General features: G+C 66.6%; 22 protein-coding genes. 7 read left to right on the top strand and 15 right to left on the bottom strand.

Annotated features, from left to right (window positions below):
* Positions 1-2: 2 nt before the first annotated feature.
* Positions 3-1,163 carry a pyruvate dehydrogenase (acetyl-transferring) E1 component subunit alpha gene (gene pdhA, locus AC5RW2_RS11140; protein WP_493962369.1) on the bottom strand — a complete coding sequence of 387 codons (1,161 nt, stop codon included), beginning with the start codon at positions 1,161-1,163 and terminating at the stop codon, positions 3-5.
* A 229-nt stretch (positions 1,164-1,392) separates the two neighbouring features.
* Between pdhA and AC5RW2_RS11135 the strand changes: the two genes are divergently transcribed.
* Positions 1,393-1,854 (top strand): Lrp/AsnC family transcriptional regulator, encoded by a 462-nt coding sequence (locus AC5RW2_RS11135; protein WP_493939503.1) that lies wholly within the window; start codon positions 1,393-1,395, stop codon positions 1,852-1,854.
* Positions 1,855-1,909: 55 nt separating this feature from the next.
* Here AC5RW2_RS11135 and AC5RW2_RS11130 read toward each other — a convergent pair whose 3' ends face one another.
* From AC5RW2_RS11130 to paaA, 8 genes are all read right to left on the bottom strand, one after another.
* Positions 1,910-2,542: a dihydrofolate reductase family protein gene (locus AC5RW2_RS11130; protein ID WP_493962370.1), complete on the bottom strand. Its 633-nt coding sequence runs from the start codon at positions 2,540-2,542 to the stop codon at positions 1,910-1,912.
* Positions 2,543-2,722: 180 nt separating this feature from the next.
* Positions 2,723-3,724: a 2-hydroxyacid dehydrogenase gene (locus AC5RW2_RS11125; RefSeq protein ID WP_493962371.1), complete on the bottom strand. Its 1,002-nt coding sequence runs from the start codon at positions 3,722-3,724 to the stop codon at positions 2,723-2,725.
* A 47-nt stretch (positions 3,725-3,771) separates the two neighbouring features.
* Complete coding sequence (locus AC5RW2_RS11120; RefSeq protein ID WP_493962792.1) at positions 3,772-4,539, bottom strand: enoyl-CoA hydratase/isomerase family protein; 768 nt, start codon at positions 4,537-4,539, stop codon at positions 3,772-3,774.
* A 132-nt stretch (positions 4,540-4,671) separates the two neighbouring features.
* Complete coding sequence (gene paaE, locus AC5RW2_RS11115) at positions 4,672-5,826, bottom strand: 1,2-phenylacetyl-CoA epoxidase subunit PaaE (RefSeq protein WP_493962372.1); 1,155 nt, start codon at positions 5,824-5,826, stop codon at positions 4,672-4,674.
* Entirely contained in the window at positions 5,827-6,363 is a 537-nt protein-coding gene (gene paaD / locus AC5RW2_RS11110; protein WP_493962373.1) for a 1,2-phenylacetyl-CoA epoxidase subunit PaaD, read from the bottom strand. It abuts the gene before it with no gap.
* A gap of 36 nt (positions 6,364-6,399) precedes the next feature.
* The gene (gene paaC, locus AC5RW2_RS11105) at positions 6,400-7,227 is read right to left on the bottom strand and encodes a 1,2-phenylacetyl-CoA epoxidase subunit PaaC (RefSeq protein ID WP_493949338.1); all 828 of its coding nucleotides are present in this window, start codon (positions 7,225-7,227) and stop codon (positions 6,400-6,402) included.
* Positions 7,224-7,556, bottom strand: a complete 333-nt coding sequence (gene paaB / locus AC5RW2_RS11100) for a 1,2-phenylacetyl-CoA epoxidase subunit PaaB (RefSeq protein ID WP_493939578.1) — start codon at positions 7,554-7,556, stop codon at positions 7,224-7,226. Before paaB ends, paaC begins: the two co-directional genes overlap by 4 nt.
* A gap of 24 nt (positions 7,557-7,580) precedes the next feature.
* Positions 7,581-8,573, bottom strand: a complete 993-nt coding sequence (gene paaA, locus AC5RW2_RS11095; RefSeq protein WP_414961001.1) for a 1,2-phenylacetyl-CoA epoxidase subunit PaaA — start codon at positions 8,571-8,573, stop codon at positions 7,581-7,583.
* A gap of 195 nt (positions 8,574-8,768) precedes the next feature.
* Here paaA and AC5RW2_RS11090 point away from each other — a divergent pair, with 195 nt between their 5' ends.
* From AC5RW2_RS11090 to AC5RW2_RS11065, 6 genes are all read left to right on the top strand, one after another.
* Positions 8,769-10,961 carry a S9 family peptidase gene (locus AC5RW2_RS11090; RefSeq protein WP_493962374.1) on the top strand — a complete coding sequence of 731 codons (2,193 nt, stop codon included), beginning with the start codon at positions 8,769-8,771 and terminating at the stop codon, positions 10,959-10,961.
* A 145-nt stretch (positions 10,962-11,106) separates the two neighbouring features.
* Entirely contained in the window at positions 11,107-11,610 is a 504-nt protein-coding gene (locus tag AC5RW2_RS11085) for a hotdog fold thioesterase (protein ID WP_493949335.1), read from the top strand.
* A 61-nt stretch (positions 11,611-11,671) separates the two neighbouring features.
* On the top strand, positions 11,672-13,009 hold the full coding sequence (gene paaK / locus AC5RW2_RS11080; protein ID WP_493949334.1) for a phenylacetate--CoA ligase PaaK: 1,338 nt from the start codon (positions 11,672-11,674) through the stop codon (positions 13,007-13,009).
* A gap of 102 nt (positions 13,010-13,111) precedes the next feature.
* Entirely contained in the window at positions 13,112-13,741 is a 630-nt protein-coding gene (locus AC5RW2_RS11075; RefSeq protein ID WP_493949333.1) for a TetR/AcrR family transcriptional regulator, read from the top strand.
* 136 nt (positions 13,742-13,877) lie between these two features.
* A complete protein-coding gene (locus tag AC5RW2_RS11070) occupies positions 13,878-14,543 on the top strand; it encodes a hypothetical protein (RefSeq protein ID WP_493962375.1) in 666 nt (221 codons plus the stop codon).
* A 35-nt stretch (positions 14,544-14,578) separates the two neighbouring features.
* Entirely contained in the window at positions 14,579-15,301 is a 723-nt protein-coding gene (locus AC5RW2_RS11065; protein WP_493962376.1) for a nicotinamide mononucleotide transporter, read from the top strand.
* On the opposite strand, the gene paaZ is transcribed toward AC5RW2_RS11065, so the two are convergent.
* From paaZ to AC5RW2_RS11035, 6 genes are all read right to left on the bottom strand, one after another.
* Positions 15,282-17,351, bottom strand: coding sequence for a phenylacetic acid degradation bifunctional protein PaaZ (gene paaZ, locus AC5RW2_RS11060; protein ID WP_493962377.1), 2,070 nt, complete (start codon positions 17,349-17,351; stop codon positions 15,282-15,284). The genes AC5RW2_RS11065 and paaZ overlap by 20 nt on opposite strands.
* A gap of 200 nt (positions 17,352-17,551) precedes the next feature.
* Positions 17,552-18,331 carry a tyrosine-protein phosphatase gene (locus AC5RW2_RS11055; protein ID WP_493962378.1) on the bottom strand — a complete coding sequence of 260 codons (780 nt, stop codon included), beginning with the start codon at positions 18,329-18,331 and terminating at the stop codon, positions 17,552-17,554.
* On the bottom strand, positions 18,328-18,927 hold the full coding sequence (locus AC5RW2_RS11050; protein WP_493949328.1) for a GNAT family N-acetyltransferase: 600 nt from the start codon (positions 18,925-18,927) through the stop codon (positions 18,328-18,330). Before AC5RW2_RS11050 ends, AC5RW2_RS11055 begins: the two co-directional genes overlap by 4 nt.
* 41 nt (positions 18,928-18,968) lie before the next feature.
* Complete coding sequence (locus AC5RW2_RS11045) at positions 18,969-19,832, bottom strand: 3-hydroxyacyl-CoA dehydrogenase family protein (RefSeq protein ID WP_493962793.1); 864 nt, start codon at positions 19,830-19,832, stop codon at positions 18,969-18,971.
* Positions 19,833-19,837: 5 nt separating this feature from the next.
* On the bottom strand, positions 19,838-20,647 hold the full coding sequence (locus AC5RW2_RS11040; RefSeq protein ID WP_493949327.1) for an enoyl-CoA hydratase/isomerase family protein: 810 nt from the start codon (positions 20,645-20,647) through the stop codon (positions 19,838-19,840).
* Positions 20,647-21,858 carry a thiolase family protein gene (locus AC5RW2_RS11035; RefSeq protein WP_493962379.1) on the bottom strand — a complete coding sequence of 404 codons (1,212 nt, stop codon included), beginning with the start codon at positions 21,856-21,858 and terminating at the stop codon, positions 20,647-20,649. Before AC5RW2_RS11035 ends, AC5RW2_RS11040 begins: the two co-directional genes overlap by 1 nt.
* Between the last annotated feature and the right edge of the window lie 91 nt (positions 21,859-21,949).

The following is a 21,949-nucleotide window of genomic DNA, read 5'->3' as shown; positions in this document are numbered from 1 at the left end:
GGTCAGGCCGACTCGCGCGAGAGTTCTTCGCGCAGCATGGCGGCCTGCTCGCGCAGCTGGCTGGTCTTTTCGGTGAAGATGAACCGGAACAGGTCCTCCGGGTCCACTTCGTTCTCGGCATTGAGGCCGTCGCGCATCTGGGCGGCGACGGTTTCGGCCCGGCCGGCGATCTCCTCTTCCAGCTCCTCAGTCAGGACGTTCAGCTCCTTCAGGTAGGCCCGCAGGCGCACCAGCGGATCCTTTGGTGCCCACTCGGCCACTTCCTCGTCGGTGCGGTAGCGGGTGGCGTCGTCGGCGTTGGTGTGCGACTGCATCCGGTAGGTGTGCGCCTCCACCAGCGCCGGGCCGCCGCCCTGCCGAGCGCGGTCCACAGCCTTGCCCAGCACGGCCAGCAGGGCGGCGGTATCGTTGCCGTCCACGCGCTCGCCCGGCATGCCGTACCCGATGGCCTTGTGCGCCAGCGACGGCGCCACGGTCTGCTTGTTCAGCGGAACCGAGATGGCGTACTGGTTGTTCTGCACAAAGAACACCACCGGCAGGTGGAACACGGCGGCGAAGTTCAGTGCCTCATGAAAGTCGCCTTCGCTGGTGGCCCCGTCACCGCAGAGCGCGACGACGACGGTGTCCTCGCCTTTGAGCTTGGCCGCGTGGGCCACGCCCACGGCGTGCAGCAACTGGGTGGCCAGCGGCGTCGCCTGAATCGAGACCTTGTGCTCGTACGGGTCGTAACCGCCGTGCCAGTCCCCCTGCAGCAGGGTGAGCGTCTGCACCGGGTCAACGCCCTTGGCGATCACGGCCACCGTGTCGCGGTAGGTCGGAAACAGCCAGTCGCCCTCGCCGATGCAGAGCGCGGAGGCCACCTGGCAGGCCTCCTGCCCGTGCGACGACGGGTAGACAGCCAGCCGGCCTTGGCGGACCAGCGCGTTGGCCTGGTCGTTGACGCGGCGGCCCACCACCAGTTCGCGGTAGGCCCTCAGCAGTGCTTCGCCGTCGGGCAGCGGGTACTTGTCGTTGTGCACGTGCTGGCCGTCCGGATCCACCAGCTGCACGGGCTGGCCGGAGGGCAGCATGTAGGCCTCCGCGGTGACCGGATCGTCCATGCCGGGGCGGCGGGACGGGTCGGCCATCGATCCCTCGATCGGGTTACCGGTTGAGATAGTCATGGTGTCTCCCTCGAATCCTTGGTCGGCCACGGCGGTGTTGCCGCCCTTGCCGGGCCACCCGGCCAAACCGCTGGCGCCTCTGCCTGAAGAAACTGTGTAGCTTTAGTATGTGATTGGGCTACTTTTCGTATCCACTTCTGCGGAAAAGCATGGATAATTTGTCCGCTGAGTCGTATTGTTGGAGACAAATTGTCAGTGTGAGCTGGATAACCCCACGAGGTGTAGACGTATGGCAGAGAGCGCCGCGGTGAAAGTCCCGCAGTTGGACGAGATTGACCGTCGGATCTTGGCGGAGCTGACTCGGGACGGCCGGCTGTCCGTGACCGCTGTGGCCGAGAATGTGCACATCTCCCGCGCCCACGCCTACTCGCGGATTTCGCGCCTCACCGAGGCCGGCGTGCTGACCAAGTTCACCGCACTGGTGGACCCGATCAAGGCCGGCCTGAAGGCCTCTGCCTACGTGACGTTGAAGCTGCGGCAGCACTCCTGGCGCGAGTTGCGAGAGGCTTTGCGGGCCATCCCCGAGGTGCACCACATCGCCTTGGTCGGCGGGAACTTCGACGTCATCCTGCTGGTCCGCGCGGTGGACAACGTGGACCTGCGCAGGGTCATCTTCGACCAAATCCAGTCCATGCCCGGCATCCTGGACACTCAGACGTTCCTGGTCTTCGAGGACCTGGATACCCGCTAAGCCGGGCCGGCGATCTGGTCAACCGGCGCGCTGGCTGACCAGCCGTTGCCCGCCGTCAGCTGCCCTCGCTCCTGCGCGCCTCCACCTCGTTGATGTTGCCGGTCTCGACCTCGCCCGCTCGCTCGTAGACCAGCCCCACCGCCCCCTTCTCGAAGGTGCGGGCCGGTCCGGCCAGGCGGAAGGACGCCGGAATGGTGCCGGAGCCAAAGAGCCGCTTCCCGCTGCCCACGGTGAGCGGATACAGCCAGAGGTTGAGGCGGTCCACCACGTCCTCGGTGAATAACGACTGCAACAGGTCGCCGCTGCCGAATGAGTGCACCTCATCATGCCGTTCGCGCAGGTGCGCCGCCGCCATCGCATGGGGCAATACCGTGGTGCCAGCCCAGGACGGCTCGGTGAGCTTGGTGGACACTACGTACTTGGGCACCGCGTTGAACTTCGCGGCGATCGGAGAGTCGTCGCCAGCATTCGGCCAGTAGGCCGCGAAAATGTCGTACGTCTTCCGCCCGAGCAGCAACGCATCAATACGGTCGATGACGGCGCCCATCGCCGCCCCGGATTCTTCGTCGAAGAACGGCGCCTGCCAACCGCCATAGGCGAAGCCGTCTTCCTGGTCCTCGTCGACCGCGCCCGGCGCCTGGTACACGCCGTCGAGGGTGAGGAACATGTTGGCCACAATGATGCCCATGGGTCATCCCTCCTCCGGCGCTCGGCGGCTGCCTCGACGCGCCGCCTCCATCCTGCTCGCGACGCCGCTCGGTTGTCCAGCCTCCGGCATGAGCACCGGCGTTTCAGCGGCGCTCGACTCGCATGCCAAACACCACGCAAGCGGCAGGTCGCAAGCCCCGATGCTGTACCCCCGGCCGATTTATGCGTCGCTCTGGTCTTTGCCGGCTGAGTCGCTCCGGAAGCGTCCCGGTTGCACCAGGTTCTGCGGTGCCTTGCCGCCGGCGACCGCCGCTAATTGCTCCCTGAGGAGGCGGACGATCCGCGGTTCGAACGCCGTGGTGTCGCCGCCCAGGTGCGGGGTGATCAGGGCGTTGCCGGCGCGCCACAACGGATGGTCCGGCGGCAGCGGTTCGGGATCGGTGACATCCAGCGCGCAGTTCAGCCGGCCGGAGACAACTTCGGCGGTCAGGGCGTCCGTGTCCACCACAGCCCCGCGCGCAACGTTGACCACCAGCGCACCGTCCGGGAGGGCTGCCAGTATCGCGGCATCGATCAACCCGTGGGTGGCGTCGGTCAGCGGTGTAATGACGACCAGCACTTCGTGGGAGGCGGCAAGATCCTCCAACTCCACGGTGCCGTGGATGTGGCCCTCGCCGTCATCGCGTGCGTGGGTTCCGACCCGCGTCAACTGCACTTCGAATGGCTCGAGGCGGCGCGCGATTTCCCGGCCGATGCCGCCCACGCCCACCAGCAGGACCTTCCGGTCGGCCAAGGAGAGCCGACGTTCATGGCGCCACCGCCCCTCCGGTTGGTCCCGCGCGGCTATGTCGATTCCACGCAGCGAGGCGAGCATCAGGCCGACGGCGAGCTCGGCGGTGGAGGCGGCGTGCACGCCGGCAGCGCTGGCGATCGCGACGTCCGGACCGACCACGTCGGCGATCCCGTCAACGCCGGTGGTTTGGGTCTGCACCAGCTTCAGGTTTTTCAGTTTGGCCAGGTACGGGAGCGCGCCGGCTGCGTCTGGATACGGCAGCACGACGACGTCGATCTGGTCCAGCTGCGTCCCGTCCGGTTCGCCGTCGACATCCCAAGGGACGGCTTTTATCCCGGCGGGAAGCGGCCCCAACGCAGACAGCAGATCCCGGTCCGGGACGGCAACAGTCCAGTCAGCCGCCGTTGCGGCGGTCGGTTTGGCGCTCATGGAGCCATCCTGCCAGAACCTGCGAGGCCAGGCAGGAGGCGGACCCCTCAGCCCTTGAAGACCGGCTTGCGCTTCTCTTGGAAAGCCTTGAAACCTTCAGCGTAGTCGTCGCTCTTGCAAAGCCGGCCCTGAGCCACGTTCTCTTCTTCTGTGGCCAGCCACAGGCCCAGCCGCTGGTCGCGGATGTTGGCCACCAGTTCCTTGGAAGCACGGAACGCGCCGGTGGCTCCCTGCGCAACCTTGCCGACGATGCCGCGTGTGGTTTCCAGCAGTTCGTCCGCGGGCATCACGCGGCTGAACAGGCCGGCCCGCACCGCTTCCTCGCCGCTCATCAACTCGGCGGTGTAGATCAAGTCCAGCGTGCGGTGCGCACCGAGCCGCTCGGTGAACAGCCAGTGCCCGCCCGAGTCCAAGGTGGCCCCCAGATTGGCGAACGGCGAACCGATCTTGGCGTTGTCGGCGACGTACACCACGTCCGTGGCGATCAGCAGGCCAAGCCCGACGCCGAGCGCGGCACCCTGCGCGGCGGCGAACGTGGGGGCCGGGAACTCCGCCATCTTCCGCAGCACCGGGGTGACGACGTTGGAAAGGTAGCCGTAGGCATCGTCGGTGGCAGGATCCACCTGGGAGATGTCGCGGCCGGCGCAGAACCCGCGGCCCTCGCCGCGGAGCAGCAGCGCACGGACGCCGGCGGCAGCGGCGTCGTCGTACGCCTTGCCCAGATCCAGCACCGCCTGCTCATCCAGGGCGTTCATCTTGCCCGGCGCGTTAAGCACCACTTCGGCGACGTTGTCCTCGATGGACAGTTCGATCATGCTCATGCGTGGTTCCTCTCGGGTCGGCTCGCGTGGTCTCCACGCGCTCGCTGGCGCTCGCTTGGTCGACCACCGGTATCATGGTCGGCCACCGGTTAGATTGCTTGGTCGACCACCGGTGTGAAATCGATGCTAGGCGTCGTAGTCGACGGTGATTTCTTTACTGGTCGGGTGGGTCTGGCAGGTGAGCACGTAACCGCGCTCGATCTCGTCCGGCTCCAGCGCGTAGTTCTCCTCCATGGTGAAGGTACCGGAGACCACCTTGGCGCGGCAGGTGCCGCAAACGCCGCCGGCACAAGCGAACGGCACGTCCGGACGGACCCGCAGCGCCGCGTTGAGCACCGACTCGCGGGCGTGCTTGGGCGAGGCGACCTTGCCGGTGAGCCCGTCGAGGGTGAAGGTGATGTCGTAGTTGTCCGCGCTGGGATCCACCTGGACCGGGCGGCCGATGTTGCCCTGCGGCTTGGTCGGCTCGCCGGTGGAGAACAGCTCGTAGCGGATCTTGTCGGCGGGCACGCCGCGCTCGGCCAAAGTGTCACGGCACAGCTGCACCAGCTCATACGGACCGCAAAGGAACCACTCGTCCACGTCGTCGGTCCGCAGCACGTTGTCAAACAGGCTGGTGAGCTTTTCGGCATCGATCCGGCCGGAGAGCAGCGGCGAGATCCGCTGTTCGCGAGAGAGCACATGGTGCAGCGCGAACCGGGTGGGGTACTTGTCCTTCAGGTCTGCCAGTTCCTCCACGAACATCACGTCCATGGCAGCTTTGTTCGCGTACACCAGGTCGAACCGGACGTTGGTGTTGGCGGCAAGCACTGTCCGCGCGATCGAAATCACCGGGGTGATCCCGGAGCCGGCGGCGAAGGCCACGAAGGTGGCCTCGACGTCGGTGTTGATCTGCTCGGGGTGGTTAATTTCCGTCATCTGGTGCTTGGAAATGAACGCACCGGCCGGGCTCATGACGTCCAGTACGTCTCCGGCCCTGAGGTTGTCGTTGGCCCAATTGGAAAACAGGCCGCCGATGTCCCGCTTGATGGCCACTCGGATTTCGCCCGGCTTCGGCTCGGCACAGATGGAGTAGCTGCGGCGGATCTCCTGGTCCTCCAGCGTGGTCCGCAACGCCACGTACTGCCCGGGCACGTAGTCGAACTGCCCCTGCAGCTCCTCCGGCACGGCGAACGTGACCTCCACGGCCTCGTCCGTGAGCTTGCGGACCTCGGCGACGGACAGCGGGTGGAACGTGCCGCGGCGCTTGGCCGCCGGGGCCTCCGTGGTGGAAGTAGTCATCTAGAGCACCTTGAAGTAGTCGAAGGGTTCGTGGCAGTCATTGCACTGGTACAGGGCCTTGCAGGAGGTGGAGCCGTAGCGGGACAGCTCGCGGGTGTTGAGCGAATTGCAGCGCGGGCACTTCACGCTCAGTCCCACTTTGACCGGCCCGGTGCGGATGGGCGCGGAGCCAGACGGCGGCGCGATGCCGTATTCGTTCAGCTTGGCTTTGCCCTCGGCAGTCATCCAGTCCGTGGTCCAGGCCGGGGCCAGCACCAGCTTCACGCGGACGTCGTCGTAGCCCTGGCTTGCCAGTGCGCTGACGACGTCTTCGCTGATGGCATCCATCGCGGGGCAGCCGGAGTAGGTCGGGGTGATGGTCACCTCGACGGCCGGCCGGCCGCCGTCGTCGGGTTCATCCAGCACTGACACGGACCGCAGGATTCCGAGGTCCTCGATGGTCAGCACCGGGATCTCCGGATCGCAGACCGTTGCCGCGACATCCCAGACGCGGGCTGCATCGGTTTCAGCGGGCCGCTGCGCGGTGTTTGTGGACATGAATTGCTCCGTTGTTCCGAAAGGTCCGGACCGGCGTTACCAGGTCGCGCCGGGATGTTCGCGGGCCAGGACCTGCATTTCGGCCAGCAGGTAGCCCAGATGTTCGCTGTGCTTGACGCGGGTCTTGTCCGTCATCGCGGGCTGGACGTCGGGGACCTCCAGCGTGGCCTCGGCGAAGACCGCGGCAATGTAGGCGTCGAAGCCTTCACGCAGTTCCGAGGGGCGCACGGCGATGCCGTCCAGCCTGTCGATCAGGTCGTCGTCCTCGAACAGCTGCTGCACGTACGGCCAGACCGAAGTGAACCCGGCGGCGATGCGGCGGTGCGATTCTTCGGTGCCGTCGCCCAGACGCAGGGTCCACTGCTCGGCGTGGTCGCGGTGGTAGTCCACTTCCTTCACCGACTTGGCCGCGATGGCCGCCAGCGTTTCGTCCTGGGAGTCGACCAGCCGGGAATACAGTTCGTGCTGGTAGGCGGCAATGACCAACTGGCGGGCAATGGTCCTGCCGAAGTCGCCGTTGGGCTGTTCCACCAGGTAGCTGGAGCGGAACTCGCTCTCGCCGCGCCAGTAGGCCAGGTCGTCTTCGGACTTGCCCCAGGCGGAGCCGGCGTAGGTCAGGAAGGACCGGGCGTGGCCGATCTGGTCCAGGGCGATGTTGCCCAGCGCGACATCTTCTTCCAGCTCGGGCGCGCGGGAGATCCACCAGCCCAGGCGCTGGGCCAGGATCAGGGCGTCGTCCCCGAGCCGCAGCGCGTACTCGGCGACGTCCTCGCTGGCCTTGTTGCCTTCGGTCACCTGCTGGGCGATGTCCTCCGGCCGCAGGGCATTGCCCGGCGTGATCCGGGTAGCGCTTTCGCCGCTCACAGGTGCTTCACCCCTTCGCTCTTGGTGTAGTACGTGGCGTGGCGGTAGTCCTTGCCCTTGGGCGACTCGAAGAATTCGCCCTTGGCATCCGGATCGCTGGCCACAATGGCCGACGCCGGCACCACCCAGAGCGAGACGCCTTCGTTGCGCCGGGTGTACAGGTCCCGGGCGTTGCGCACGGCCATCTCTGCGTCCGGGGCGTGCAGCGAACCTGCGTGCACGTGGGAGAGCCCGCGGGAGGAGCGGACGAAAACTTCCCACAGCGGCCAGGGCTGCTTGTCCGACAATGCCGGGTTCTCCTCGGGCGCTGGCTTGACCGGCCGGGCCATCGAGGTCTGGTCTCCTGTTGCCACTTAGGCCACCTGTGCTTTCTGTGCCTTCTTGGCGGCGTAGGCCGCTGCTGCTTCGCGCACCCAGGCGCCGTTCTCATGTGCCTCGCGGCGGCGTTCCATCCGCTGCGCGTTGCAGGGGCCGCGGCCGGCGAGGACTTCGTAGAATTCGTCCCAGTTGAGTTCGCCGTGCTCCCACATGCCGGTTTCCTCGTTGTAGCGGATCTCGTCGTCCGGCAGGGTCAGGCCCAGGACCTTGACCTGCTCTTGGATCATGCCGACAAACCGCGAGCGCAGCTCGTCGTTGGAGAAGCGCTTGATGTTCCAGGCCATCGACTGCTGCGAGTTCGGCGAATCGGTGTCCGTGGGGCCGAACATCATCAGCGCGGGGGCGTAGAAGCGGTTGACCGCATCCTGGGCCATCTGCTTCTGGGCCGGGGTGCCGTTGGCCAGTTCCAGCAGGATCTCGAAGCCCTGGCGCTGGTGGAAGGACTCTTCCTTGCAGATGCGGACCATGGCGCGGCCGTACGGACCGTAGGAGGCGCGGCAGAGCGGCACCTGGTTGGCGATAGCGGCGCCGTCGACCAGCCAGCCGATGGCACCCATGTCCGCCCAGCTGTTTGCCGGGTAGTTGAAGATGGAGGAGTACTTGGCCTTGCCCGACATGAGCTGCTCGTTGAGCACGTGGCGCGGGGTGCCGAGCGTCTCCGTGGCGGAGTACAGGTAGAGCCCGTGGCCGGCCTCGTCCTGCACCTTGGCCATCAGGATGGCCTTGCGCTTCAGGCTGGGGGCGCGCGTGATCCAGTTGGCCTCCGGCTGCATGCCGATGATTTCGGAGTGCGCGTGCTGGGACATCTGCCGGGTCAGCGTCTTGCGGTACTTCTCCGGCATCCAGTCCGCGGGTTCGATCCGGGAATCCTCGGCAATGATCTTGTCAAAGTAGGCCTGTCCGGCCTCGTCCTCAGCGGACGGAACGGCGTGCAACTTCTGGTCGCCGGCGTCGGTCTGCGTTGCCACGATGGTCACCTCACTGTACGTAGTCCGGCCGCGAAATAATTACCGACCGTTCGTTCAGGATATAGTGGCGCCCGCGGGACCGTCAAGGCTGGAACGGGGCCTGGCCGCGCTGCGGGCCAAAGTTGCTGCTCCGGCACTCGTCCACCCTCAGCCGAACCCGACCGGGGCAGGAGGCTCGCTCTATATATTGGTGGCATGACGCACTCCGCCGCCGAAACTGCCAACATCTCCTCACCCGCCGGCCTGCCCGAACCGCCGGTGGCCCGCAAAGTGCCCACCGAGCGCTCCCACCACGGCGATATCTTCGTGGACCACTACGAGTGGCTGCGGGACAAGGAGAACCCGGACGTGGTAGCCCACCTGCAGGCCGAAAACGCCTACACGGAAGCGGCGACGGCGCATCAACAGCCGCTGCGCGAGGCGATCTTCCAAGAGATTAAGAACCGCACGCAGGAAACGGACCTGTCCGTTCCGGTGCGCAAGGACGGCTGGTGGTACTACGGCCGCATGGAAGAGGGCAAGCAGTACGGCATCCAGTGCCGGGTCCAGGCCTCGGACACGGGAGATCCGGCGGCAGACTGGACTCCCCCGCAGGTGGAGGCCGGCCGCAGGGTACCCGGCGAGCAGGTCCTGCTGGACGGCAACGCGGAAGCGGAGGGCAAGCCGTTCTTCTCCCTGGGCGGCTCGGCCGTCACCAAGGACGGCAGGCTGTACGCTTACGCCGCGGATTTCGCCGGCGACGAGCGGTTCACCCTGCGGATCAAGGACCTGGACACCGGCCAACTGCTGGACGACGTCGTGGAGAACGTCTTCTACTCCCTCGCCTTCGACCCGGACGGCAGCCGCGTGTTCTACACGGTGGTGGATGAGTCGTGGCGGCCGTACCAGATTAAGGCGCACACCATCGGCACCACGGTGGACTCCGACGTCGTGATTTATCAGGAAGACGATCCAGCCATGTGGATGGGCTTTGAGCTCTCCTCCGACCGCCGGCATCTGGTGATCGGAATCGGTTGCTCCGAATACTCGGAGACGCGGCTGCTGGACTTCGCCCATCCCGAGGCCGGGCTGCAGACGCTGATCCCGCGTAGCGAGAGGGTGCTCTACGACGCCGAGCCGTTCCTGCTGGACGGCGCCCAGAAGGTGCTGCTCACGCACAATAAAGACGCCGTGAACTCGATGGTCTCGCTGGCCGACCTGTCGGAGTTCTCCCGGCCGCTGGACGCGCAGCACTGGGACACCGTGTTGGAGCACGACGACGGGGTGCGGGTCAACGGCGCGGGCGTCACCTCCACGCACGTGGTGCTGTCGATCCGCAAGGACACCATTGAACGGGTGCAGGTGCTGCCCTTGGCCGGCCTGGGAACCGAGACCCAGGCAGCTCCGGTGGAACCGGACTTCGACGAAGAACTGTTCACTGCAGGCGTGGGCGGTTCCGACTACGAGGCGCCGGTGATCCGGCTGGCCTACACCTCGTTCCTGACCCCGCCTCGGATTTACGACTATGAGCTGGCCACCGGCACGCTGCACCTGCGCAAGGAAACGCCGGTGCTCGGCGGCTACAACCCGGCAGACTACCGGGCCGACCGGGAGTGGGCCACCGCGGCCGACGGCACCAAAATCCCGCTGTCGGTGGTCCGCAAGGCCTCGGTGCAGCGTGACGGCAGCAACCCGGCCCTGATCTACGCCTACGGCAGCTATGAAGTCAGCATGGATCCGGCCTTCAGCACGGCGCGGCTGTCGCTGTTGGATCGCGGCGTGGTCTACGTGGTGGCCCATGTGCGCGGCGGCGGCGAGATGGGCCGGCACTGGTACTACGAGGGCAAGAAACTGCGCAAGAAGAACACCTTCACCGACTTCGTGGACGCCACCGACTGGCTGGCCTCCTCCGGATGGGCGGACCCGGCGCGGATCGCGGCGATGGGCGGCTCGGCCGGCGGCCTGCTGATGGGCGCCGTCGCCAACCTGGCACCGGAGAAGTATGCGGCGATCGTGGCTCAGGTGCCGTTCGTGGACGCCCTGACTTCCATCCTGGATCCGGACCTGCCGCTCTCGGCGCTGGAGTGGGAGGAATGGGGCAACCCGATTACCGACCCCGAGGTTTACGCCTACATGAAGTCTTACAGCCCGTACGAGAACGTGCGGCCGGTGACCTACCCGAAGATCGCGGCAGTGACCAGCTTCAACGACACACGGGTGCTCTACGTCGAGCCGGCCAAATGGGTCGCGGCCCTGCGGGAGACCGGAACCGGGTCTGAACCGATCGTGCTCAAGACCGAAATGGACGCGGGCCATGGCGGAGCTTCCGGGCGGTACGAGGCCTGGAAGGACCGGGCGTGGGATTACGCTTTCGCCCTCGATGCGATCGGCACCACCGAGCTGGCCTAGCGCCGGTACGGCAGCACCGTCCGCATTCCGAGGGTGCCGGCCCCGGCCGCCCGTCCTGACTCCCTGCGCCCTCGGGCCCGCCTTGACTTGGATCACAAATCAGGATTACCTAATGAACATTCGGTATTAAAAGCAAGGGGCCTCCATGACGGACATCGACGTCGACACTTCCCGTGACCATCCGGCCGACGGCAACGCGCTGCAGCCGGGAGAGCGACCCATGCATCCCGCCTTTGTCGACGACCAGGCCGCCCAGTGGATGGGCGTGGAAGTCGTGAAGGCGGAGTTTGGCGACGTCGTCATCCAGATGCGGCTGCGTGAGGAAATGCTCAACGGCTTCGGCATGGCGCAGGGCGGCATGGTGTTCGCCTTTGCCGACGTGGCCTTCGCGCTGGCGTGCAACGACCCGGACGGTGACGGCAGCACCATCACGGTGGCATCCGGCGTCGACGTGAATTTCCTCAACCCCGGATTCGCCGGCCGGCTGCTGACCGCCAACGCCCGGCTGGTCAACCAGACCGGGCGCAGCGGCCTGTTTGACATCACCGTCACGCAGGAGAATCCGAACGGCGGCGCCGACGTGCTCCTCGAATTCCGTGGCCGTTCCCGCACCGTCCCCAACCCTGCCCGCAAGCCCTCCGCCTCCTGACCCCGCCGCCCCCAGCCCACCGCCGAGCAGCACAGCCCGACCCGCATCGAAGGACCGTTCCATGACGACCACCACCGGCACCAAAGCCCGCAAGACCACTCCCGCCGCCGAGGACACCCTCGACCCCGAGGAGCTGATGAGCCGGGACGAACTGGAGGCCCTGCAGCTGCAGCGTCTGCAGCACACCGTCGCCTATGCCTACGAGCGGGTGGCGATGTACAAGAAGAAGTTCGACGACGCCGGCGTGCGTCCCGAGGACCTCAGGGAACTGTCTGATCTGGCCAAGTTCCCGTACACGGACAAGGAAGACCTGCGCCGGGCCTACCCGTTCGGCATGTTCGCCGTGCCGCAGCAAGAAGTGGCACGCATCCACGCCTCATCCGGCACCACCGGCCGCGCCACCGTGGTCGGCTACACCCGCAAGGACATCCAGAACTGGGAGACGCTGTTCGCCCGCTCCATCCGCGCCTCCGGCGTCAAGAAGGGCTGGAAGGTCCACAACGCCTACGGCTACGGCCTGTTCACCGGCGGACTCGGCGCCCACTATGGCGCGGAGAAGCTGGGCTGCACGGTGATCCCAATGTCGGGCGGCCAGACCGAGAAGCAGATCCAGCTGATCCAGGACTTCGAACCGGACGCCATCCTCTGCACCCCGACGTACCTGCTGACCATCGTGGACGCGATGGAGCGTGCCGGACTCGACCCGGCCAAGACGTCCCTGAAAGTGGCCGTGCTCGGTGCCGAACCCTGGACCGACGAGATGCGCCACGAGTTGGAGTCCAAGCTGGACATCGATGCCTGCGACATCTACGGGCTATCCGAGGTGATGGGCCCGGGTGTGGCCGGTGAATGCGTGGACTTCAAGGACGGCTCCACCATCTGGGAGGACCATTTCCGCCCCGAGATCATCGACCCGCTGACCGATGCGGTGCTGGACGACGGCCAGGCAGGCGAACTGGTATTTACCTCGCTCACCAAGGAAGCAATGCCGGTGATCCGTTACCGCACGCACGACCTCACCCGGCTGCTGCCCGGCACGGGCCGCCCGAACATGCGCCGCATCGGCCGGATCACCGGACGTTCGGACGACATGATCATCCTTCGCGGAGTGAACCTCTTCCCCACCCAGATCGAGGAGATCGCCCTTCGCATCCCCGGCCTGAGCCCGCACTTCCAACTGGAGATCACCCGGCCCAACCGGATGGACGAGCTGACGGTCAAGATTGAACGCCGCGAGGACTGCACCGCTGCCATGGCAACCGAGGCGTCCCGCGAGCTGCAACGCCAGATCAAGATCCATGTGGGCTCCAGCTGCAAGATCGTGGTCGCCGACCCCGGCTCCCTGGCCCGCTCCAGCGGGAAGCTGCGCCGGGTCTACGACCTGCGCGACAACGGCTGACCGACCAAGCACCGACGGATCGACGCACGACGGCGGGTGCCGGGCTTGGCCGGGCACCCGCCGCACGCATTACCGACCTAACGGTCGTGGGAGAATGGAACAATGGTGAAGTCAAAGGCCCAGGAGACAGTTCGCCGCGGCCGCCCGGGCTACGACCAGCAGTCGGTGCTGAACGTGGCCGTCGGCGTCTTCAACAAGCACGGCTACGAGGCCACGTCGATGGGCATCCTCGCTGAGAACCTGGGCATCTCCAAGAGCGCCATCTACCACCATGTTCCGTCCAAGGGCGATCTGCTGCGGCTGGCCCTGGAAGAAGCGCTGGGCAGCTTGGAAGCCGTCCTGGAAAACCCTTCGGCATCTGCCGGCCGGGCCGACGCCCGGCTGGAGTTCGTGCTGCGCGGAACCGTCCAGGTCCTGTGCGACAAGCTTCCCTATGTGACCCTGCTGCTGCGGCTGCGCGGCAACACCGAGATCGAGCGCGATGCGCTGGAGCGCCGCCGGATGTTCGACCATGCCGTCGCCGATTTGGTGGATGCGGCCCGCGCCGAAGGGTCCCTCCGAGGTGACATCGACCCGCGGATTACGGCGCGGTTGCTCTTTGGCACCATCAACTCCATCGTCGAATGGTACAAACCGGGCGGTCCGCTGTCGCCGCAAAAGCTCGCAGACGACCTGATCGCCATGGTGTTCGACGGTCTCCATCTGCCGGCTGCCGCCCGCGTGATCGCCTGATCCAGACGGCCCTGCCCCATCGCGGCAGCTTGTCCCGCCTAGTCGGCGGCAGGCTGTTCTCGCCGGACCCAAGCGCCTACTGAATTCCCGGTCGGCGCCTGCTAGGCTGGCGTCAACCAGTCGGCGTTATGGGGACGTGATCGATATGGATGGGGTGTCCTGGTGGGTGCCGGCGCTGAATATGGCGCTCACACTTGCAGCCATCGTCTTGTTCTCCTACCGCGTGTTCTGGGCCTGGCTGCTCCCGGTGACCGCCACCGCCGTCCTGCTGGCTACGGGAATCCCCAACGGACGCTTGAACACCAGCACTGTTTTCGTGCTGGCCGCCGCGCTCTACGGCCTCTGGAAATGGACTCAGTACCGGCGCGAGGGCATCCATGTGCCGCTCCGCTCGGCGCACGGCCGTGAGTGGGGAATCGGAGCCGGACTGTTGCTGCTGCTGTACCTCCTGAACGCGTTCGCGGGGGTCACGCCGTTGGCCGAGATCGGCCCGCTATATCTGTTCAATGCACTGCTGGCCGCGCTTCCAGCGGTGATGTACCTGGGTTTCGCCCACGGGATCACGCAGTCGTGGTGGCTGGGCGTGGCACTCTCGCTGGCCACCATGTTCCTCTCCACCATCCAGAACGCACCACTGTGGTTCTCGATCTATGGCGCGATCGCGGCAGGACTTCAAGTTTTCGGTTACCTGACCTGGCAGCATGCGATGCGGCGGCCGGTGCGGAGCAAACATCGCTTGGCTCCAACACATCCCGGCCGTCCGGCCACGCCCGGCACCGGCGCCTCGGGCCGGGCCGCGTAAACAGCCAGGCGGAGGCCGGCAGCATGGACTGGATCATGGCGTTGAAAGTCCCGGATGGTTCTGCCGGCGCGCTGGTTTCCATGGGCCACGTGCAGGCATTGGTCGGGCTGCTCGCCGTCTTCCTGTTCGGGCTCCGCACAAGCTGGGCCTGGTCGGTGCTGCTGGTCCAGCAGGCGATGGTCTTCCTGCTGCTCGTCATCCCGAATTTCGACGGCGGAGCCGCGTTCTTTATCAACGCCTCCATCATCGTGGCACTGCTGCTGCCCTGCTACGGCGCCTGGCGCTGGCACGCCGCGGCCGTGCCCGTTGCGGCCGATGATCCCGGCGCCACCCTGGCCGCCGTGCAGGTCCGTCGGGCCACCGGCCGGGACTGGGGCATGTTCCTGCTGGTCCTGGCCGTTGCCACCTTGTTGTTCATGGCCAGCGATGTCCAAGCGGGCTTTCCCTTGGAAGGCGGATTGCTGACCGTCCTGGTGCTGCAGGCGCTGTACGCAGCCGTGCTCGCGGTGGTGTATCTGGGCCTGGCCCACCGCATCTATGAGGCCTGGTGGCTCTGGCTGGCCTTCGCCGTAGTGCAGTTGGCCACGTCGCTGGTGTTTCCCAGTCCGCCGACCTCCCAGCTACTGAACGGCGCCACGGTGTTGCTGGTGCTGATCTCGTTCTGGCGCTGGCACACGGCGGTATACCCGCCGGCCCCCGGGGCCAATGCCGCCGGGGACGCGGCAGGAGGAGCTCCGGCTACTTCTCCACCAAGGTGAGCACGTCGTAGGTCGCGACGATCTCGTCGTTCTGGTTGGTCAGCACCGCGTCCCAGGCGACCTCGCCATACTCGTCCGTCTCCCGCGGCGTGATCCGCTTGGCGGTGAGCGTGACGCGGATCGAGTCGCCGGCGGCCACCGGGGTGATGAAGCGCAGATTCTCCAGGCCATAGTTCGCCAGCACCGGTCCCGGCGCGGGTTCCACGAACAGCCCGGCGCCCCAGGCGAGCAGCAAATAGCCATGCGCCACGATGCCGGGGAAGAACGGGTTGGCGGCCGCAGCTTCCGGGTTGGTGTGGGCGTAGAACGTGTCGCCGGTTTCATTGGCGAACGCGGTGATGTCCTCCAACGTGACCTGGCGCAGTTCAGAGCGCAGCGCATCGCCGATCTTCAGGTCGGCCAGGCTCTTGCGGAACGGGTGGACGTCGTCGAAATTCTGGTCTGCTCCGGTATGCCATACGCCGGTCACGGCGGTGAGCATGTTCGGCGAACCCTGGATGGCGGTGCGCTGCATGTGGTGCAGCACGGAGCGGATGCCGCCCAATTCCTCGCCGCCGCCGGCGCGACCCGGACCGCCATGAACCAAATGCGGCACCGGGGAACCGTGTCCGGTGGACGTCTTGGCGTCCTCGCGGTTGAGGACCAGCACGCGGCCGTGGTGGGCGGCGATTCCGGTCACCAGCACACGCGCGGCTTCCGGGTCATTCGTTGCCACGGTCGCTACCAGCGAGCCGGCGCCCATGGCGGCCAGCCGCACGGCGTCGTCCAGATCCTCGTAGCCGATCACCGAAGAGACCGGCCCGAAGGCCTCGAGTGAATGCACGGCCTCAGCCTCCGCGTCCGCCCAGGTCAGCAGCACCGGAGACATGAAGGCCCCTTCGGAGTCCCCCACGGTCCCGTCGGCGCGGGTCACCTGCGGCGCGTCGAGCGTCCCGTAGGCCAGTTCCCCGCCGGCGTCGACCATGGCCTGGACCGCGGCGCGGACGTCGTTTAGCTGCTCCAGCGAGGCCAGCGCGCCCATGGTCACACCCTCCGCCCGCGGGTCTCCGACGACGACGCGCTGCTCGATCCGGGCACGGACGGCATCGGCTACATTCTGGATCAGGTCCTTGGGAACGATGGCACGGCGGATGGAGGTGCACTTCTGGCCGGCCTTGGCGGTCATTTCCGTCACCAGCGACTTAATGTACGCGTCGAACTCCGGGGTGCCCGGCAGCGCATCGGAGCCCAGGATGGCCGCGTTGAGCGAATCCGCCTCGGCGGTGAAACGGATGCCGCCCTGGGCCACGTTCGGGTGGGCCTTCAGCAGGTTCGCGGTGTCGGCGGACCCGGTGAAGGCCACGGCGTCGCGGTAATCCAAATGATCCAGCAGGTCACGGGCGGAACCGGAAATCAGCTGGAGCGAACCGGCCGGCAGGATGTTGGACTCGATGATCAATTTCACCGCGGCGGCGGCCACGTAACCGGTGGGAGTGGCCGGCTTGACGATGGTCGGCACGCCGGCGATGAAGGCCGGGGCGAATTTTTCCAGCATGCCCCACACCGGGAAGTTGAAGGCATTGATCTGCACGGCCACGCCGGGAATGCGGGTGTAGATGTGCTGGCCCATGAACGAGCCGTCCTTGGCCAGCACTTCTGCTGGGCCGTCCACCACGATCTGCGAGTTCGGCAGTTCGCGCCGGCCCTTGGAACCGAAGGTGAACAGCACCCCGATCCCGCCATCGATGTCGATCATGTTGTCGATTTTGGTTGCGCCGGTGCGGTGCGAAACCTCATACAGCACCTCGCGCCGCGCGTTCAGGTACTGCGCCAGCTCCTTGAGCTTGAGCGCGCGCTGGTGGAAGGTGAGCTTGCCCAGCGAGGCCTGGCCGACCGTGCGGCCGTGTTCTACGGCGGCGGCCAGGTCCAGCCCGTCCGTGCTGACCCGCGCCAGCACATCCCCGGTACTGGCGTCGCGGACCTCGGTGCCGGAAACATCGCCCGCAGGCGTCCACCAGGCATCCTGGATGTAGCTGGGAACAATCTCGACATCAACGGCGGTAGAGGTCATCGTTGACAGCCCTTTCTTTTCCCTGGCCGGACGCTGATCGCGGATGCCGGGCAGGGACATAAAATACTGAACGGTCGGTCGGTAACGTACCTAGCCTACATGACCGTGCCGCCCTGCACAGCCCCTGCCCGGCACCGCTTGAAGGGCCACCGGCCTGCAGGGCCACCGGCTTGCAGCGCTAGCAACAACATGCTGGGCCGTCAGCCTGCCATCCGGGCACGGAGCGCCTCAACATCGCTTCGGGTCAGGCCATGGCGCAACAGGAACGGTTCTACCTCAAGCTGGGACAGCACGTGCAGCAGCGAGCCGCGCATGTCGGCCACCCGCGCTTCCAGTTCGTCGCCGCTGATGTAGCTCTCCACCGGATGCCGGTACGGACTGATCCGATGCCAGTCGTTGATACCGCGGATGCCCTGCTCATGTGCGTCAGCGATCTGCCCGGCGGGGACTCCGGCCAGCTGCAACAGCATCATGGAGATCATCCCGGTGCGGTCCCGCCCGGCGGAGCAATGGACGACGACGGCGCCCTCCGCGTGCGCCAGCGTGCGGAAAACCTCGGCGATCAGTTCCGGGAAGATCCGCACGTTGTCCAGATAGAAGCGAGGGTGGTTCATATACGGGGCATTGGCTGCGAGTTCCGGGTGGCCGGGCTCTTCGGTGGGCCGGTTCAGCAGAGTGAACCGGCCCAGAGCAGCCGGCGGCACCACCGGATCGGTCGGACGGCGCGATCGTTCACCGGGGTTTCGCAGATCCACGATGGTGCGTACTCCGTCGTCGTATGCCTGCTGCCAGCCGGTGGCCGTCAGCCATTCCGCACGGCCCATTCGGAAGATATCCCCCGCCACCCGGCGGGCGTTGACGGCGCCTTCCCAGGCGACGGCGCCGGAATCGACCTTGCCCGGCTCCGGCGGGCGTGCGGCGTCGCCGGCCTCCGGGACGCCGGAGCCGGCTGGCCCGGGATCCATGGTCCGGCCGCTCACGGCGTACGCTCCTTGCCCACCCGTTTCCGCAGCCGGGCCTTAACGTCCGGCCACTCAGAGTCCAAAACGGAGTAGACCACTGTGTCGCGGACCCGCCCGTCGGGCATCCTGGTGTGCCGGCGCAGCACGCCGTCCTGCCGGGCGCCAAGCCGCTCTATGGCGTCACGGGACTGGCGGTTCAGGCGGTCGGTGCGGAACTCCACGGCACAGCAGCCGAGGGTTTCGAAGGCATGCCCCATCAGCTGCAGCTTGCTGTCCGGGTTGGTGCCAGTCCCCTGCGCGCTGGCCCGGATCCAGGTGTAACCGATCTCGACCCGCGGCGCTGTTTCGTCGATATTGCAGAATGTGGTCATCCCCAGCACGGTGTCGTCGGACAGCCGGCGCACGGTAAACGGGATCATCCGGCCCTGGTCCTGGAGCTCCAGCCGCCGCCGGATTTCCAGTTCCATGGTGTGCGGCGACGGGATCCGCGTGTACCAGAGCTTCCACAGTTCGCCATCGCGCACCGCCTCCTCGAGCTCAGGCAGGTGCCGCACGCGCAAAGGTTGCAGCTTCACCAGGCTGCCGGTCAGCGTCAGCGCTTCGAACAGGGCCACCCCAGCAGCCTACAACCGCGGGCGCACGACGGCCCCGCCTGTTACTTTTCCCAGTCGAAGAAACCCTTGCCGGACTTACGGCCGAGTTCGCCCCGGGCCACCTTGTCGCGGAGGATCTGCGGCGGGGCAAACCGCTCCCCCAACGTCGAATGCAGGTACTCGGCGATGCCCAGGCGCACGTCCAGACCCACGATGTCGGTGGTCTTGAGCGGGCCGACCGGGTGCTTATAGCCCAGCACCATGGCGGCGTCGATGTCCTCCGCCGAGGCCACGCCCTCTTCCACCATGCGCATGGCTTCCAGCGCAATGGCCACACCCAGCCTCGAGGAGGCGAAGCCCGGAGCGTCATGGACGACGACGGCGGTCTTCTTCAGTGCCTCGACCCAGCTCCGGGAGGCGGCGGCGAGCTCGTCCGACGTCTTCGGAGCCAGCACCACTTCCACCAGTTGCGACGCCGGCACTGGATTGAAGAAGTGCAGACCGCAGAAGTTCGCCGGCCGCTGCAGTTGGTCGGCCAGCTTGGTAATGGACAGTGAGGACGTGTTCGTCGCCAGCCACGCCGTCGGGGAAAGCTGTGCTTCGACGGCCTTCAGCGCGGTGGACTTGAGGTCGAAGTCCTCCGGCACGGCCTCCACCACCAGACCACAGGTGGCGAACGAGCCGTAGTCGACGGACACCGAGAGCCGCGACGTCAGCGCATCCAACGACTCTTCGGTGGTGCCACGCTCCACGCTCTTGGCCAGCGCGCCGGCCACCCGCTCGTGGGCAGCCTTGGCCGCCGCGTCGTCGCGCTCCACCACGACGACGTCGGCTCCCGCGGTGAGGAACGCATGGGCGATGCCGGCGCCCATCCGGCCACCGCCGAGGACACCTACATTGTTGGGAATGGTCTGCACAGGGTTCATCTCGCTCACTTGGATCCGTTCTGCTTCGCGGCGCTGCGGGCTGCGCTCTTGGCAGCGCTTCTGTCTAAGAACAGCTGCATCCGGTCGAATTTGGCCTGGGACTCGAACAGAATGCCCTGGGCGATGGTATCGATCACCGGGTGCGCCTCACGCGGGGTGTGGAACACAGTTTTGGTGAGGCGGACGGCCAGCGGGTCCTGCTTGCCGATCCGGTCCGCCAGCGCATGCGCAGCATCGATCAGTTTGTCGGGTTCGTGGATTTCGGTGACCAGCCGCGCGGCCAGCGCTTCGTCCGCGTCCAGGATGCGGCCGGCCAGCAGGATTTCCTTGGCCAGCGGTTCTCCCACCAGTTCCTTCAGCCGCCAGGTGGCGCCGGCTGCGGCCATGATGCCCAGCCCGGTTTCGGGCTGGCCGATCTTCACCGACGGCGTGGCGATGCGGAAGTCGGCGGCGTAGGCCAGTTCCGCTCCCCCACCGAGGGCGAAGCCGTCGAGGGCGGCGATGACCGGCAGCGGCAGCCGGGCAATCCGGTGGAAAACCGTGGAGTTGATGCCGGCCAGCGCGTCGTCGCGTCGGCGTTCCCGCAGCTGGGAGATATCAGCACCCGAGGCGAAGATCCCTTTGCCGTTGACCTCGGTGCCGGACAGGATCAGGATCCGCGGTTCGTGCTCCAAGACGGCGCACACGGAGTGCAGTTCGTCCACCATGGCCTGGTCGATGGCGTTGCGGACTTCCGGCCTGTTCAACGTCACGTGCACGCGGTCTTCCCGCTCGTCCACGCGCAGCGTACTGAAGGAGTAGTCGTCGAAGAGCATCAGACCCGCTCGACGATCATCGAAGTGCCCTGGCCGACGCCGACACACATGGTGGCCAGGCCGCGCTGGGCGCCCTCGCGCTCCATCCGGCCCAGCAGGGTCACCACCAGACGGGAGCCGCTGGAACCTAGCGGGTGCCCCAAAGCGATGGCACCGCCGTCGTTGTTCACGATGCCCTGGTCCAGCTTCAGGTCCCGCAGTACCGCGAGCGATTGGGTGGCGAAAGCTTCGTTGAGCTCCACTGCGCCCAGATCATCGATGCTCCAGCCGGCACGTTCCAGCACCTTGCGGGTGGCGGGCACCGGCCCGATGCCCATGACCTCCGGTGCGACGCCGGCCGAGGCGCCGTCGACAATCCGGGCGCGGGGCGTGAGGCCGAACTTGTTGACGGCTGCCTCGGACGCAATCACGATCGCCGAAGCACCGTCGTTGAGCGAACTGGAGTTGCCTGCGGTGACCACGCCGTCCGGCTTAATGATGGGGCGGAGTCCGGCCAGGACCTCCAGCGTGGTTCCGGGACGGGGGCCCTCGTCGGTGTCGACGACGGTGTCGCCCTTCCGGCCCTTGACCGTCACGGGGACGATTTCTTCCTTGAGCCGGCCGGCCTCGATGGCTGCGATCGCGCGCTCGTGGGACTGGACGGCGAACGCGTCCGCATCCTCACGGGAAATGCCGTACACATCGGCCACTTCCTCTGCCGTCTCCGGCATGGAGTAGGTCATCTTGCCGCCGCGGCTGAGGTCACCCTTGGCGAAACGCTGGTTGACGAAGCGCCAGCCGATCGAGGTATCGAAAATTTCGCCCGGCTTGGCGAAGGCCTTGGCCGGCTTCTCCTGGACCCACGGCGCCCGGCTCATCGATTCCACGCCGCCGGCGATGACGATGTCTGCCGCGCCGGCTTTGATCATGTGCGAGGCCTGGATGATGGCGCTCAGGCCGGAGGCACACAGCCGGTTCACGGTGATGCCGGGCACGTGGTCGCCGTAGCCGGCCAGCAGCCAGGCCATGCGGGCCACGTTGCGGTTTTCTTCGCCCGCGCCGTTGGCGTTGCCGAGGATGACTTCTTCGACCGCATCGGGATCGATGCCTGCCCGGGCGACGGCATCCTTGACGACCAGCGCCGCCAGGTCGTCGGGACGGACTGCGGACAGTGCGCCTCCGTAGCGGCCAACCGGGGTCCGGGCCCCGCCAATCAGGAATGCCTCAGCCATAGAAATAATCCCTCGCGCTTGATCGATCAACGATGACGATGAGCGGCCGCTCCCGGCTGCCTGAGACAGCAGAAATTACCGACCGACCGTT

The sequence above is a fragment of the Arthrobacter sp. B0316-1-20 genome (assembly GCF_059091865.1).
The sequence above is the reverse complement of the archived record's forward strand: the minus strand, read 5'-3'. Positions and strand labels throughout refer to the sequence as shown.

What these genes read in the sequence shown, in the direction of transcription:
- paaE (WP_493962372.1), bottom strand. Translation starts at nt 5,826, where the DNA reads ATGACTACTTCCACCACGGAGGCCCCGGCGGCCAAGCGCCGCGGCACG.
- AC5RW2_RS11085 (WP_493949335.1), top strand. Translation starts at nt 11,107, where the DNA reads ATGACGGACATCGACGTCGACACTTCCCGTGACCATCCGGCCGACGGC.
- AC5RW2_RS11130 (WP_493962370.1), bottom strand. Translation starts at nt 2,542, where the DNA reads ATGGGCATCATTGTGGCCAACATGTTCCTCACCCTCGACGGCGTGTAC.
- paaZ (WP_493962377.1), bottom strand. Translation starts at nt 17,351, where the DNA reads ATGACCTCTACCGCCGTTGATGTCGAGATTGTTCCCAGCTACATCCAG.
- AC5RW2_RS11125 (WP_493962371.1), bottom strand. Translation starts at nt 3,724, where the DNA reads ATGAGCGCCAAACCGACCGCCGCAACGGCGGCTGACTGGACTGTTGCC.
- paaK (WP_493949334.1), top strand. Translation starts at nt 11,672, where the DNA reads ATGACGACCACCACCGGCACCAAAGCCCGCAAGACCACTCCCGCCGCC.
- pdhA (WP_493962369.1), bottom strand. Translation starts at nt 1,163, where the DNA reads ATGACTATCTCAACCGGTAACCCGATCGAGGGATCGATGGCCGACCCG.
- AC5RW2_RS11045 (WP_493962793.1), bottom strand. Translation starts at nt 19,832, where the DNA reads ATGAACCCTGTGCAGACCATTCCCAACAATGTAGGTGTCCTCGGCGGT.
- AC5RW2_RS11120 (WP_493962792.1), bottom strand. Translation starts at nt 4,539, where the DNA reads ATGATCGAACTGTCCATCGAGGACAACGTCGCCGAAGTGGTGCTTAAC.
- AC5RW2_RS11040 (WP_493949327.1), bottom strand. Translation starts at nt 20,647, where the DNA reads ATGCTCTTCGACGACTACTCCTTCAGTACGCTGCGCGTGGACGAGCGG.
- AC5RW2_RS11065 (WP_493962376.1), top strand. Translation starts at nt 14,579, where the DNA reads ATGGCGTTGAAAGTCCCGGATGGTTCTGCCGGCGCGCTGGTTTCCATG.
- AC5RW2_RS11075 (WP_493949333.1), top strand. Translation starts at nt 13,112, where the DNA reads ATGGTGAAGTCAAAGGCCCAGGAGACAGTTCGCCGCGGCCGCCCGGGC.
- paaD (WP_493962373.1), bottom strand. Translation starts at nt 6,363, where the DNA reads ATGTCCACAAACACCGCGCAGCGGCCCGCTGAAACCGATGCAGCCCGC.
- AC5RW2_RS11035 (WP_493962379.1), bottom strand. Translation starts at nt 21,858, where the DNA reads ATGGCTGAGGCATTCCTGATTGGCGGGGCCCGGACCCCGGTTGGCCGC.
- paaB (WP_493939578.1), bottom strand. Translation starts at nt 7,556, where the DNA reads ATGGCCCGGCCGGTCAAGCCAGCGCCCGAGGAGAACCCGGCATTGTCG.
- AC5RW2_RS11135 (WP_493939503.1), top strand. Translation starts at nt 1,393, where the DNA reads ATGGCAGAGAGCGCCGCGGTGAAAGTCCCGCAGTTGGACGAGATTGAC.
- AC5RW2_RS11090 (WP_493962374.1), top strand. Translation starts at nt 8,769, where the DNA reads ATGACGCACTCCGCCGCCGAAACTGCCAACATCTCCTCACCCGCCGGC.